11 protein-coding genes are annotated in these 13,094 nt (G+C 68.6%); 7 read left to right on the forward strand and 4 right to left on the reverse strand.

Annotated features, from left to right (window positions below; genetic code table 11):
- Positions 1–50 precede the first annotated feature (50 nt).
- The gene (locus tag WS92_RS14020) at positions 51–1,250 is read left to right on the forward strand and encodes an acetyl-CoA C-acyltransferase (RefSeq protein ID WP_059931164.1); all 1,200 of its coding nucleotides are present in this window, start codon (positions 51–53) and stop codon (positions 1,248–1,250) included.
- A 95-nt stretch (positions 1,251–1,345) separates the two neighbouring features.
- Complete coding sequence (locus tag WS92_RS14025; protein ID WP_009911268.1) at positions 1,346–2,110, forward strand: enoyl-CoA hydratase; 765 nt, start codon at positions 1,346–1,348, stop codon at positions 2,108–2,110.
- A 22-nt stretch (positions 2,111–2,132) separates the two neighbouring features.
- Here WS92_RS14025 and fdhD read toward each other — a convergent pair whose 3' ends face one another.
- Entirely contained in the window at positions 2,133–2,957 is an 825-nt protein-coding gene (fdhD, locus tag WS92_RS14030; protein WP_059931166.1) for a formate dehydrogenase accessory sulfurtransferase FdhD, read from the reverse strand.
- Between the two features lie 134 nt (positions 2,958–3,091).
- Here fdhD and WS92_RS14035 point away from each other — a divergent pair, with 134 nt between their 5' ends.
- Positions 3,092–3,571, forward strand: a complete 480-nt coding sequence (locus WS92_RS14035) for a nitrate reductase associated protein (RefSeq protein ID WP_009911269.1) — start codon at positions 3,092–3,094, stop codon at positions 3,569–3,571.
- A 57-nt stretch (positions 3,572–3,628) separates the two neighbouring features.
- On the opposite strand, the gene WS92_RS14040 is transcribed toward WS92_RS14035, so the two are convergent.
- Positions 3,629–4,027 carry an acyl-CoA thioesterase gene (locus WS92_RS14040; protein ID WP_009892921.1) on the reverse strand — a complete coding sequence of 133 codons (399 nt, stop codon included), beginning with the start codon at positions 4,025–4,027 and terminating at the stop codon, positions 3,629–3,631.
- 285 nt (positions 4,028–4,312) lie between these two features.
- Between WS92_RS14040 and WS92_RS14045 the strand changes: the two genes are divergently transcribed.
- A complete protein-coding gene (locus tag WS92_RS14045; protein WP_006024583.1) occupies positions 4,313–6,184 on the forward strand; it encodes an ABCB family ABC transporter ATP-binding protein/permease in 1,872 nt (623 codons plus the stop codon).
- A gap of 82 nt (positions 6,185–6,266) precedes the next feature.
- Here WS92_RS14045 and murU read toward each other — a convergent pair whose 3' ends face one another.
- Both murU and WS92_RS14055 read right to left on the reverse strand, forming a co-directional pair.
- Positions 6,267–6,986: an N-acetylmuramate alpha-1-phosphate uridylyltransferase MurU gene (gene murU / locus WS92_RS14050; RefSeq protein ID WP_015600985.1), complete on the reverse strand. Its 720-nt coding sequence runs from the start codon at positions 6,984–6,986 to the stop codon at positions 6,267–6,269.
- 3 nt (positions 6,987–6,989) lie between these two features.
- Complete coding sequence (locus tag WS92_RS14055) at positions 6,990–8,024, reverse strand: aminoglycoside phosphotransferase family protein (protein ID WP_015600743.1); 1,035 nt, start codon at positions 8,022–8,024, stop codon at positions 6,990–6,992.
- A gap of 213 nt (positions 8,025–8,237) precedes the next feature.
- Between WS92_RS14055 and WS92_RS14060 the strand changes: the two genes are divergently transcribed.
- The 3 genes from WS92_RS14060 (at position 8,238) to pdxA (ending at position 13,076) form a co-directional block, all read left to right on the forward strand.
- On the forward strand, positions 8,238–10,598 hold the full coding sequence (locus WS92_RS14060; RefSeq protein WP_015600383.1) for an LPS-assembly protein LptD: 2,361 nt from the start codon (positions 8,238–8,240) through the stop codon (positions 10,596–10,598).
- Positions 10,599–10,664: 66 nt separating this feature from the next.
- Entirely contained in the window at positions 10,665–12,011 is a 1,347-nt protein-coding gene (locus WS92_RS14065; RefSeq protein ID WP_059931168.1) for a peptidylprolyl isomerase, read from the forward strand.
- A 15-nt stretch (positions 12,012–12,026) separates the two neighbouring features.
- Positions 12,027–13,076 carry a 4-hydroxythreonine-4-phosphate dehydrogenase PdxA gene (pdxA, locus tag WS92_RS14070; RefSeq protein WP_059931170.1) on the forward strand — a complete coding sequence of 350 codons (1,050 nt, stop codon included), beginning with the start codon at positions 12,027–12,029 and terminating at the stop codon, positions 13,074–13,076.
- Positions 13,077–13,094: the final 18 nt, after the last annotated feature.

The raw sequence follows: 13,094 nt of genomic DNA on the forward strand, positions 1-13,094 counted from the left end.
TGGGAGCGGAGTGAGCGCTCAAGCACCACTCCGGTCGACAGGAGCTTGAAATGAGCAAACAGTTGCAAGACGCATACATCGTCGCCGCAAGCCGCACGCCGATCGGCAAGGCGCCCCGCGGTGCATTCAGGAACACGCGCCCGGACGAACTGCTCGTCCACGCAATCAAGTCGGCGATCGCGCAAGTGCCGCAATTCGACACGAAGCTGATCGAAGACGCGATCGTCGGCTGCGCGATCCCCGAGGCCGAGCAGGGCCTGAACGTCGCGCGGATGGGTGCGCTGCTCGCGGGCCTGCCGAACACGGTCGGCGGCGTGACGGTGAACCGCTTCTGCGCGTCGGGCGTCACCGCGCTCGCGATGGCGGCGGACCGCATCCGCGTCGGCGAATCGGACGCGATCCTCGCGGCCGGCGTCGAATCGATGAGCATGGTGCCGATGATGGGCAACAAGCCGTCGATGTCGCCGCACATCTTCGATCGCAGCGAAGACTTCGGCATCGCTTACGGGATGGGCTTGACGGCCGAGCGCGTCGCCGAGCAGTGGAAGGTGAGCCGCGAAGACCAGGACGCGTTCTCGGTCGAATCGCACCGGAAGGCGCTCGCGGCGCAGCAGGCGGGCGAGTTCAAGGACGAGATCGCGCCGTACGCGATCGTCGAGCGCTTCCCGAATCTCGCGACGGGCGAAATCGAAACGAAGACGCGCGAGATCTCGCTCGACGAAGGTCCGCGCGCGGAGACGTCGCTCGAAGGGCTCGCGAAGCTGAAGACGGTGTTCGCGAACAAGGGCTCGGTGACGGCGGGCAACAGCTCGCAGACGTCGGACGGCTCGGGCGCGCTGCTCGTCGTGTCGGAGAAGGTGCTCAAGCAGTTCAACCTGACCCCGCTCGCGCGCTTCGTCAGCTTCGCCGTGCGCGGCGTGCCGCCGGAGATCATGGGCATCGGCCCGAAGGAAGCGATTCCGGCCGCGCTGAAGGCGGCGGGCCTCAAGCAGGACGACATCGACTGGATCGAGCTGAACGAGGCGTTCGCCGCGCAATCGCTCGCCGTGATCCGCGATCTCGGCCTCGATCCGTCGAAGATCAACCCGCTCGGCGGCGCGATCGCGCTCGGCCACCCGCTCGGCGCGACGGGCGCGATTCGCGCGTCGACGGTCGTGCACGGCCTGCGCCGCCGCAACCTGAAGTACGGGATGGTGACGATGTGCGTCGGCACCGGCATGGGCGCGGCGGGCATCATCGAGCGGCTCTGATCGGCGCGCGCGACGCATGACGACGGTGCGCGGGCGGCGGGCTCGCGCACCGTTTTTTTGTCGATCGAATGAAAACAGTCATGGAGACGGCTCAAATGGATATCCAGGTCGAAAACGCAGGCGGCGTGCTGACGATCACGCTCGCGCGCCCAGCGAAGAAGAACGCGATCACGGCGGCGATGTACCAGACGATGGCCGATGCGCTCGCGGCGGCGCAGGACGACAAGTCGGTGCGCGCGATCCTGATTCGCGGCAGCGACGGCAACTTCAGCGCGGGCAACGATCTCGACGATTTCATGAAGGCGCCGCCGAAGGACGAGCACGCGCCCGTGTTCCAGTTCCTGCGCCAGATCGCGAGCGCGCAGAAGCCGATCGTCGCGGCGGTCGCGGGCGTTGCGGTCGGCATCGGCGTGACGATGCTGCTGCACTGCGATCTCGTCTACGCGGCCGATACCGCGCAGTTGTCGCTGCCGTTCACGCAACTCGGCCTGTGCCCGGAGGCGGCGTCGAGCCTGCTGTTGCCGCGCCTCGCCGGCCATCAGGTCGCCGCGGAGAAGCTGCTGCTCGGCGAGCCGTTCGACGCGCTCGAGGCGCACCGGATCGGCCTCGTGAACCGCGTGCTGCCCGCCGCGGACCTCGACGCGTTCGCCGCGCAGCAGGCGGCGAAGCTCGTCGCGCTGCCGGCTTCGTCGCTGCGCGCGACGAAGGCGTTCCTCAAGAAGGGCAGCGGCGCGGAAATCGCCGCGCGGATGTCGGAAGAAGGCGATCAGTTCGGCGAGATGCTGCGCTCGCCCGAAGTGCGCGAGGCGATCACCGCGTTCTTCGAGAAGCGCAAGCCGGATTTCCGGCAGTTCGACTGAGCGCGATCGCGGCGGCGGCGCGCTACGCGGTGCCGTAATCGACGTAACCCGCCTCGCGGCAGAAGCTCACGAGCCGCAGCCCGGCCTGCCGCGCGATCTCGATCGCGAGCGACGACGGCGCGGAGATCGTCGCGACCATCGGAATGCCGACGCGCGCCGACTTGCGCACGAGCTCGTAGCTCGCGCGGCTCGACAGGAACACGAAACCGTTCGTCATGTCGGCGCGCGTGAGCGTCAGCGTGCCGATCAGCTTGTCGAGCGCGTTGTGGCGGCCGATGTCCTCGAACGCATGGACGATCGCGCCCGACGCATCGCACCACGCGGCCGCGTGCAGGCCGCCCGTCTGCCGCGTGAGCGCCTGATGCGCGGGAAGCTCGCGCGCCGCGCGTGCGATCGCATCCGGCGCGAGGCGCGCGAGAAAGCCGGTATCGGGCAGGCGCTGCGGCACGAGATCGAGCAGATCGATGCTTTCGATCCCGCAAACGCCGCAGCCGGTGCGCCCCGCGAGCGCGCGGCGCTTTTCCTTCAGCGCGGCGAACGCCTGCTGGACGACCGTCAACTGCACTTCGGCGTGCGGCAGCGGCGCGTCGCCGTGCAGCGCGACCTCGATGTCCTTCACGTCGCTGCCGCGCCCGACGATGCCTTCCGACACCGCGAAGCCGACCGCGAACGCTTCCAGATCGCGCGGCGTGCACATCATCACCGCGTGCGAGATGCCGTTGAACACGAGCGCGACGGGCCATTCCTGGCCGACGCGGTCGACGGCCGCCTCGATCGCGTCGCCGCGCCGCCTGCGCACCGAAAGCTCGACGATGCCGCTGGGTTCGACGGTTTCGGACAGACTCACGGGGGGCTCCTTCGATGGGACGGCTGGACGGGCGAGCGGGGCGCGACGCCGGGCGGCACGCTCGATGCCTGCGAAGGTTCTAAAATACTCCACACGGGCCAAACGTGCCGGCAAACGTCATAGTGGGTGCAAACATGGGACTGAGCGACGCGCCGTTGCTGTTCAATTTCGAAATCGAATCGTCGGAGGATCTGACCTACATTCCGATGATCGTCCGCTTCAACCTCGACCGTTTCGGGCTGAGGATCTCGCTCGAGCAGTGGCAGATGCTGCCGCTCGAGGATCGCAGGCTGCTCGCGCGCTTTCCGGCCGACGAAGACGTCGTGATCGAGCCGAATTTCGATCATGCGCTGTTCGAGATGTTGCGCACGCACGCGAACGTCGAGCCGACCTGGTTCCAGCCGGACGAGCATCCGGCATGGCGCAGCGCCGATGCCGTGCCGGACGCGCTCGTCGCGCAGAGCGGGCTCGCCGGCCTGCCGGCGCCGTCCGCCTCGCAGTGGTCGACGCTCACGCCGTTTCAGCGCTACGTGCTCGCGAAGCTGTCGCGCAAGCCGAAGCTCAACCACGACTTCGTTCCCGCGATGCGCGAGTTCGGCCTCGCCGCGCACTGAGCGGGCGAGGGGCGGCGGCAAGCGCCGCCTTGCGATGCGCGCGTGCGTGCGCCGCGCTTATTCGAGCGGCGGCAGCGCGCGCGGGCGGCGATCGGCGTCGGTCGCGACGTAGGTGAGGGTTGCTTCCGTCACCTTGACGATCTCGCTCATCAGGCTCATCCGCTGCGCGTAGACCTCGACGTCGACCGTCACCGACGTGTTGCCCGTCTTCACGATGCTCGCGTAGAAGCTGAGCAGATCGCCGACGAACACCGGCTGCTTGAACAGGAACGAATTGACCGCGACCGTCGCGACCCGACCGTTCGCGCGGCGGCTCGCCGGGATCGAGCCCGCGATGTCGACCTGCGCCATGATCCAGCCGCCGAACACGTCGCCGTGGACGTTCGCGTCGGACGGTTGCGGGACGACGCGCAGCGCGGGCGGTTTTTGCGGGAGTTGCATGGGCGAATCGGTCATGGTTGAAGCTTCCATCTTGTAAGAAAAGCGGCCGGCTTGCGCGTATTCGGCGGCCGTCGCCGGAGATGCGGCGGACAGCGGCGTGAACCGGCTTCTGAGACAATACAGAGTTCTGAAATTGTACGAGAAAGTGTGGATTTGGGCCGGGCCGCGTAGGCCGGGCCTCGCAGGCCGGGCCTCGCCGCGCACGCGCCGCCGCGTAGCGTGATGCGCGCCGCATCGACGGCCGGCCAGGAAAGCCCGACACGCCCACTTTCACCGACGAAGCGAACCCACGAACTCCCCATGCGCCGCTATCCCGCTTCCTCCGAGCCCGCGCCCGCCGCGACCGGGCCGCGCAACGACTGGCAGACGATCCGCTCGCTGCTGCCGTACCTGAGCGCCTACAAATGGCGCGTCGCGTTCGCGCTTTCGTGCCTGATCGGCGCGAAGGTCGCGAACCTCGGCGTGCCCGTCGTGATGAAGCGGATCGTCGACAGCCTCGCGGCCGTCCAGCATCTGACCGCGCTCGGCCGCGCCGAGCAGTCGGCGACCGTCGTGCTCGCGGGCGGCGTCGGGCTCCTCGTGATCGCCTATGCGCTCGTGCGGCTGTCGACGTCGCTCTTCACCGAGCTGCGCGAGATCCTGTTCTCGAAGGTGACGGAAAGCGCGGTGCGGCGGCTCGCGCTGCAGGTGTTCCGGCATCTGCACGGCCTGTCGCTGCGCTTTCATCTTGAGCGGCAGACGGGCGGCATGTCGCGCGACATCGAGCGCGGCACGCGCGGCATCCAGCAACTGATCTCGTATTCGCTGTACAGCATCCTGCCGACGCTCGTCGAAGTGGGGCTCGTGCTCGGCTTCTTCGTCGTCAAGTACGAGGCGTATTACGCGTACGTGACGTTCGCCGCGCTCGTCGCTTACATCGCATTCACCGTGAAGGTGACCGAGTGGCGCACGCATTTCCGCCGCACGATGAACGAGCTCGATTCGCGGGCGAACTCGCGCGCGATCGATTCGCTGATCAACTACGAGACCGTCAAGTACTTCGGCAACGAGGAATGGGAGACGCAGCGCTACGACGAAAACCTGAAGCGCTACCGGAAGGCGGCGATCCGCTCGCAGAATTCGCTGTCGTTCCTGAACTTCGGCCAGCAGGCGATCATCGGCACGGGGCTCGTGTTCATCCTGTGGCGCGCGACGCAGGGCGTGCTCGCGGGCAGGCTCACGCTCGGCGATCTCGTGCTCATCAACACGTTCATGCTGCAACTGTACATTCCGCTCAACTTCCTCGGCGTCGTCTATCGGGAGCTGAAGCAGAGCCTGACCGACATGGACCGGATGTTCGGGCTGCTGTCGGCCGCGCGCGAAGTCGACGACGCGCCCGGCGCGAGCGCGCTGAAGGTGAGCGGCGCGCGAGTGCGTTTCGAGCGGGTCGATTTCAGCTACGAGCCGTCGCGGCAGATCCTGCGCGGCGTCGATTTCACGATCGAGGCGGGCTCGACGACCGCGGTCGTCGGCCACAGCGGCTCGGGCAAGTCGACGCTGTCGCGCCTGCTGTTCCGCTTCTACGATCTCGATCGCGCGACGGGCGGCGCGATCACGATCGACGGCCAGGACATTCGCGACGTGAAGCAGGATTCGCTGCGGGCGTCGATCGGCATCGTGCCGCAGGACACCGTGCTCTTCAACGACACGATCTACTACAACATTGCGTACGGCCGGCCGTCGGCGACGCGCGACGAGGTGATCGCGGCCGCGCGCGCCGCGCACATCCACTCGTTCGTCGAGAGTCTGCCGAAGGGCTATGACACGCCCGTCGGCGAGCGCGGGCTCAAGCTGTCGGGCGGCGAGAAGCAGCGCGTCGCGATCGCGCGGACGATCCTGAAGAATCCGCCGATCCTCGTGTTCGACGAGGCGACGTCGGCGCTCGATTCGCGTTCCGAGCGCGCGATCCAGCACGAGCTCGACCAGATCGCGCGGCACCGGACGACGCTCGTGATCGCGCACCGCTTGTCGACCGTCGTGCATGCGGACCAGATCATCGTGATGGACCACGGGCGCATCGTCGAGCGCGGCACGCACGCGGAGCTGCTGCGCGCGGACGGCCTCTACGCGCAGATGTGGGCGTTGCAGCAGCAGCGCGCGGCGGCCGACGGCGCGGCGGCGGAAGAGGTTTGACGAAGCGGGGCGGGACGGGCGACGACGCCGCGCGTTTCGGCGAGCCGGTCGATCCGGCGGCGAAGCGACCGGGCCGGCGCTCTCAGCGGGCGGCCTTCAACGCCGCATCGAGCTCGCCCAGTTGCGCGGCCGTGCCGACGTTCTCCCACGCTCCGGTGTGGAGCTCGCCCGTCGCGCGGCGCGCGGCGATCGTCTCGCGGTAATAGGGGGCGAGCGCGCGGCGCGTGCCGGCGGGCAGATCGCGGAACATCCGCGTGTCGTACAGCGCGATGCTGCCGAACGTGACGCGCGCGGCGCCGTCGAGCGACAGCCGGCCGCTGCCGTCGAGCGCGAAATCGCCCGCCGGATGGAACGGCGGGTTCGGCACCATCACGAGATGCATGCCGGGCTCGGATGCCGAGGCGAGCGCGGCTGCACGCTCCCGCAGCGCCGCGTAATCGAAGTCCGCATAGATATCGCCCGCGACGCCGACGAACACCTTCGGCCCGCCGCCGCCCTCGATGAGCGGCAGCGCCTGCGCGATCCCGCCCGCGGTCTCGAGCGCCTCGCGCTCGGCGGAATACAGGAGCCGCACGCCCCAGCGCGAGCCGTCGCCGAGCGCGGCCTCGATCTGCGCGCCGAGCCACGCATGGTTGACGACGATCGTGCGAATGCCCGCCGCGGCGAGCCGCTCGATCTGCCAGACGATCAGCGGCTTGCCGCCCGCGACGAGAAGCGGCTTCGGCGTCGTGTCGGTAAGCGGGCGCATCCGTTCGCCGCGCCCGGCGGCGAAGATCATCGCCGTATCGAGTGTGTGCGTCATCGTTCAGAACGTGTAGCCGACGTCGGCCGTCTTGCCTTCGAGATCGTCGAGGAGCCGCGCGAACGGCGCGAGCGGCCGGTAGCGCAGCGCGACGCGCTGCGCGTAGCCGAGAAAGCGCGGCAGATCGGCGAGATAGTGCGGCTTGTGATCGCGGTAGTTGATGCGCGCGAACAGGCCGAGCACCTTGATGTGGCGCTGCAGGCCCATCCATTCGAGCTGCCGGTAGAACTCGCCGAAATCCGGCTCGACGGGCAGCCCCGCCTTCTTCGCTCTTTCCCAGTAGTACGCGAAGCAGTCGAGCTCGAACGCTTCGTCCCAACTGATGAACGCGTCGCGCATGAGCGACACCACGTCGTACGTGAGCGGCCCGTACACGGCGTCCTGGAAGTCGAGCACGCCCGGGTTCGGCTCCGCGATCATCAGGTTGCGAGGCATGAAGTCGCGCAGCATGTAGCCCTGCGGTTGCGCCTTCGCGCTCGCGATCAGCAGCGCGAACGTGCGCTCGAGCACGCCGCGCGCGTCGTCGGACAGCGTCTTGTCGAGATGCCGGCCGACGTACCATTCGGGCATCAGCTCCATCTCGCGGCGCAGGAACGCTTCGTCGAACGGCGGCAGCACGCCCTCGCGCGACGCGAGCTGCCAGCGGATCAGCGCGTCGAGCGCGTCGCGCATCAGCGGCCGCGCGGCGGCGGGCGCCGCCGGGTCGAGCGCCGAGATGTACGGGCGCGTGCCGAGATCGGTGACGAGCATGAAGCCCGCATCGAAGTCGTGCTCGAGCACCTTCGGCACGTGGACGCCGGCCGCGTCGAGCAGTTGCGCGATCTGCGCGAACTCGCGGCATTTCTCGGGCGGCGGCGCGTCGACGGCGATCGCCGTGCCGCCCGGCGCGGCCGCGCTCGCGACGCGGAAATAGCGGCGGAAGCTCGCGTCGGCGGACGCCGGGGCGAGCGACGCGAGGTCGAGCGCGTAGCGGTCGGCGAAAGTGGCGAGCCAGGCGGCGAGGCGGGCGAGACGGGGATCGGCTGGGGGCTGCGTCATTGAAAGTCGGGGAGGGGGAACGTCTTGCCATATAATACCCCACGACTTTTTTGACGCGTCCCGTGTCAATTCCCGCCGGCGCGGGCCCGCAGCCCGCCACGCCGTCCGTTTGCCCGTTTCCCCCGGTATGCGCGAAGCCGCAGTCACGGTTCGATTGCGCGGGCGCGGCATGCGGAGGCCGGGCTTGACAGGGGGCGATTCGCCGAACGATAGATGCCGCCTAAAACGTTATTCCCGCTCGTCCCAGCTTGCGATGCCGCGCCGCGCAAAAAACGGCTCGCGGTCGCGCTTTTGGCCGTACCGGGCCTCGTGCCGGCGGTGTCGCAGGCCCAGTTGTCGGGCGTCGCGGCCGAGCCGCAGACGTTCGGCTCGCCGTGGGACCTGCGCCTCGCGCCGCAGCTCGACGAGCATCCGCAAAAACAGGGCGGCAAGCCCGCGACGTTCGTGCTCGCCGATCACACGGGCGGCACCGCCGACCAGGATCTCGCCGCGAAGGGTTCGGCCGAGATCCGCCGCGGCAACGCGGTCGTCAAGGCGGATGCGATCCACTACGATCAGGACACCGACATGGCCGACGCGTACGGCAAGGTCACGGTGGCCAACGGCGGCACGACGTTCTCGGGGCCCGAGGCGCATCTGAAGGTCGAGGCGAACCAGGGCTTCATGACGACGCCGAAGTACCATTTCACGGCGACGGGCGGCTCGGGCAGCGCCGAGCGCGTGCAGCTCCTCGACAGCGAGCGCTCGGTGTTCACCAACGGCACGTACACGGGCTGCCAGTGCGCGACGAATCCGGCGTGGTACATCAAGGGCAGCGAGTTCGATTTCGATACGGGCGCGGACGAGGGCGTCGCGCGCAACGGCGTGCTGTTCTTCCAGGGCGTGCCGCTCTTCGGCAGCCCGTGGCTCACGTTTCCGCTGTCGGGCGAGCGGCGCAGCGGCTTCCTGCCGCCGACGTTCTCGCTCGATTCGTCGAGCGGCTTCGAGCTCGCGCTGCCGTACTACTTCAACATCGCGCCGAACCGCGACCTGACGATCACGCCGCACGTCATCTCGAAGCGCGGGATCTTCACGCAGGCGACGTTCCGCTACCTGTCGACGAATTACTCGGGGACGCTGACGGGCGAATACCTGCCCGACGACCGTGTCGCGAAGCGCAACCGCTACGCGATCTACTGGCAGCACCAGCAGAATTTCGGCAACGGCTTCGCGGGCTACATCTACTACAACAAGGTCTCGGACAACACGTATCCGGAGGATCTGGGCTCGACGAACCAGTTCCTGAACGGGATCCAGACCGTCTACCAGCAGGAAGCCGGCCTCACGTACAACAACGGGCCGTGGTCGGTGCTCGGGCGCTACCAGCACTGGCAGACGCTCGCGCCGTCGATCGCGCCGTACGGGCGCGAGCCGCAGTTGAACGTGAAGTACACGAAATACAACGTCGGCGGCTTCGACTTCGGCGCGGAAGCCGACTATTCGCGCTTCCGGATCACGACGGCCGACCAGCCGGAAGGCGACCGCGTGATGTTCAACCCGTACGTGTCGTACGGGCTTTACGGTCCCGGCTACTTCTTCGTGCCGAAGGCGCAGTTGCACATCGCGTCGTACGACCTGACGACGACGACGGGCGGCGTGCCCGATCAGGCGAAGCGCTTCACGTACTCGATTCCGACGCTCAGCCTCGACACCGGGCTCGTGTTCGACCGCTCGGTGCGCCTGTTCGGCCAGGATTTCATCCAGACGCTGGAGCCGCGCCTGTACTACGTGTACACGCCGTACCGGAACCAGTCGAACGCGCCGCTCTTCGACACGGCCGTGTCGGACTTCGGGCTCGCGGAGATCTTCACGCCGAACACGTTCGTCGGCAACGACCGGATCGCCGACGCGAACCGCCTGACGGCCGCGCTCACGACCCGCTTCATCAATCCGACGACGGGCGACGAGCGCGCGCGCTTCGTGATCGCGCAGCAGTACTACTTCACCGATCAGCGCGTGACGCTTCTGCCGACCGAGGCGCCCGCGACCGCGCGGCACTCGGACCTGATCCTCGGCGCGTCGGTCAAGCTCGGCGCGGGCTTCGCGTCGGAGACGGCGTTCCAGTACAACGTCGACAACAACCAGCTCGTGAAGTCGAGCGTCGGCTTCGGCTACAGCCCGGGCGAGCGGCGCGTGATCAACGTCGGCTACCGCTACACGCGGCAGAATCCGACGCTCAGCAACGAGCCGATCAACCAGATCCTCGTGTCCGCGCAGTGGCCGCTCACGCGGCGGCTCTACACGGTGGGCCGCTTCAACTACGATCTCGCGAGCAGCCGGGTTGTCGACGGTCTCGTCGGCTTCCAGTACGATGCCGACTGCTGGGCGTTCGGCGTCGGCATCCAGCGCTACGCGAACGGCGTGAACTCGTCGGGGCAGCAGCATTCGTCGACCCGCGTGCTCGCGCAACTCGTGCTCAAGGGGCTGACGAGCATCGACAACGGCCTCGTGTCGGCGTTCCGCGCCGGCGTGCAGGGCTACACGCCGCTGCCGCCCGCGCCTGCGCCGCTGTCGCGTTTCAGCAATTACGATTAACCGCCGACGAGGCGTTCGCGGCGAGCGGCGTTTGCGCAGCCCGCTTTCAATGGAGTACCTGTGGCAATGAAGAAAACCCTTCGCTTCGCGGCTGTCGCATCCGGTCTGGTCGCGTCGCTCATCACGGTCGCGCCGCCGGCGTCCGCGCAGGCGCTGCGCGCGCAGGGCGCGTCGCTCGCCGACGAGGTGGTCGCCGTCGTCAACAACGACGTGATCACCGGGCGCGAGCTCGATCAGCGCGTGGGCCTGATCGCGCGCCGCCTGCAGCAGCAGAAGGCGCCCGTGCCGCCGACGGACCAGTTGCGCGCGCAGGTGCTGAACCAGATGGTGCTTGAGCGCATCCAGGTCCAGCGGGCGAAGGACGACGGCATCGTCGTCGACAACGCGACCGTGCAGGCGACGCTCGGCCGTCTCGCGCAGGCGAACGGCATGCCGCTCGACCAGTACAAGGCGCGCATCGAGGCGCAGGGCGTGCCGTGGGACCTGTTCGTGCGCGACGCGCGCACCGAGCTGATGCTCTCGAAGCTGCGCGAGAAGGAGGTCGACAGCAAGATCACCGTGTCGGACGCCGAGGTCGCGAGCTACATCGCGAGCCAGCGCGGCCCGAACGCGGGCTCGCAGCAGGATCTGCGGCTCGAGCACATCTTCGTGAAGGCGCCGACCAACGCGCCGCAGGCCGACATCGACGCCGCGCAGAAGAAGGCTGACGGCCTGCTGCAGCAGGCGCTCGCGTCGGGCGCCAATTTCGAGCGGCTCGCGAAGAGCCAGTCGGAAGCCGACGATGCGAAGAAGGGCGGCGATCTCGGCTTCAAGTCGCCGTCGTCGTTGCCGTCCGACGTCGTCGACGCCGTGTCGAAGCTGCGTCCCGGCGAGGTCAACCCGACGCTCATCCGCGTGCCGGACGGCTTCGAGATCGTGCGCCTCGTCGAGCGCCGCGCGAGCCAGAATCCGGCCGCGTCGCCGAAGATCGTGCAGACGCACGTGCGCCATATCCTGCTGCGCGTCGGCGAAGGCAAGTCGGAATCGCAGGCGCGCCAGCAACTGATCGACATCCGCCGGCAGATCGAGGCGGGCGGCGATTTCGAGAAATTCGCGCGCACCTACTCGCAGGACGGCTCGGCGTCGCAGGGCGGCGATCTCGGCTGGATCAGCCCGGGCGAGACGGTGCCCGAATTCGAGCGCGCGATGAACACGCTGCAGGACGGCCAGGTCAGCAACCCGGTGCGCACCGAGTACGGCTACCACCTGATCCAGGTGCTCGGCCGCCGCGACGCGGAGGGCTCGGTGCAGCAGCAGATGGACATCGCGCGCCAGGCGATCGGCCAGCGCAAGGCCGAGCAGGCGTATTCCGACTGGCTGCGCGAGCTGCGCGACTCGTCGTACGTGCAGATCAAGCTGCCCGTCGTCCAGTAGGCACATAGGCGCATCATGTCCGCCCGTCCGCAGCCGCTGCGCATTGCGATCACGACCGGCGAGCCGGCCGGCGTCGGCCCCGAGCTGACGGCCCGCGCGCTCGCCGACGCGGCGGCGCGCTGGCCGGATGCGCACTTCACGGTGCTCGGCGACGCGAGCCTGATCGCCGAGCGCGCGGCGGCGGCGGGCGTCGACTGGGCGCGCGTGACGGCGGGCGGCGCGAACGCGCATGTCGCCAACGCGCATGTCGCGAACGCGCACGTCGCGAACGCGCATGTCGCCGTCGCGCATCGCGCGCTTGCCGCGCCCGCCGAAGCGGGCAAGCTGAATCCGGCGAACGGGCGCTATGTGCTCGATCTGCTCGATGCGGCGATCGACGGCGCGCTCGCAGGCGAATACGACGCGATCGTCACCGCGCCGCTGCAAAAGAGCACGATCAACGACGCCGGCGTGCCGTTTACCGGCCACACCGAATATCTCGCCGAGCGCACGCACACGCCGCGCGTCGTGATGATGCTCGCGGGCACGGGCGAGCGGCCGCTGCGCGTCGCGCTCGCGACGACGCACCTGCCGCTCAAGGACGTGCCGGCCGCGCTGACGATCGACGGCCTCGTCGACACGCTCTCGATCGTCGATCGCGACCTGCGCCGCAGCTTCGGCCTCGCCGCGCCGCGCATCCTCGTGACGGGCCTCAATCCGCATGCGGGCGAGAACGGCTATCTAGGCCGCGAGGAAATCGACGTGATCGGGCCTGCGCTCGAACGCGCGCGGGCGGCGGGCATCGACGCGCGCGGCCCGTATCCGGCCGACACGCTGTTCCAGCCGCGCCACCTCGAGCACGCGGATTGCGTGCTCGCGATGTTCCACGATCAGGGGCTGCCGGTTCTCAAGTACGCGACGTTCGGCGAGGGCATCAACGTCACGCTCGGCCTGCCGATCATCCGCACGTCGGTCGATCACGGCACGGCGCTCGATCTCGCCGGCACGGGCCGCGCCGATCCGGGCAGCCTTGTCGCGGCCATCGACACCGCGGTGACGATGGCGCGCCATCGGCGCGCGGCCTGAGTTTTCGCGTCATCCGTT

Origin of the sequence: Burkholderia sp. MSMB1588 (assembly GCF_001546925.1) — a bacterium.
Lineage (GTDB): Bacteria > Pseudomonadota > Gammaproteobacteria > Burkholderiales > Burkholderiaceae > Burkholderia > Burkholderia humptydooensis.

Bases quoted from the DNA above. Each gene is read 5' to 3' on its own strand.
- WS92_RS14045 (WP_006024583.1), top strand. From the start codon at position 4,313: ATGCGCCGCTATCCCGCTTCCTCCGAGCCCGCGCCCGCCGCGACCGGG.
- WS92_RS14055 (WP_015600743.1), bottom strand. From the start codon at position 8,024: ATGACGCAGCCCCCAGCCGATCCCCGTCTCGCCCGCCTCGCCGCCTGG.
- WS92_RS14035 (WP_009911269.1), top strand. From the start codon at position 3,092: ATGGGACTGAGCGACGCGCCGTTGCTGTTCAATTTCGAAATCGAATCG.
- WS92_RS14020 (WP_059931164.1), top strand. From the start codon at position 51: ATGAGCAAACAGTTGCAAGACGCATACATCGTCGCCGCAAGCCGCACG.
- pdxA (WP_059931170.1), top strand. From the start codon at position 12,027: ATGTCCGCCCGTCCGCAGCCGCTGCGCATTGCGATCACGACCGGCGAG.
- murU (WP_015600985.1), bottom strand. From the start codon at position 6,986: ATGACGCACACACTCGATACGGCGATGATCTTCGCCGCCGGGCGCGGC.
- WS92_RS14060 (WP_015600383.1), top strand. From the start codon at position 8,238: ATGCCGCCTAAAACGTTATTCCCGCTCGTCCCAGCTTGCGATGCCGCG.
- WS92_RS14025 (WP_009911268.1), top strand. From the start codon at position 1,346: ATGGATATCCAGGTCGAAAACGCAGGCGGCGTGCTGACGATCACGCTC.
- WS92_RS14040 (WP_009892921.1), bottom strand. From the start codon at position 4,027: ATGACCGATTCGCCCATGCAACTCCCGCAAAAACCGCCCGCGCTGCGC.
- WS92_RS14065 (WP_059931168.1), top strand. From the start codon at position 10,665: ATGAAGAAAACCCTTCGCTTCGCGGCTGTCGCATCCGGTCTGGTCGCG.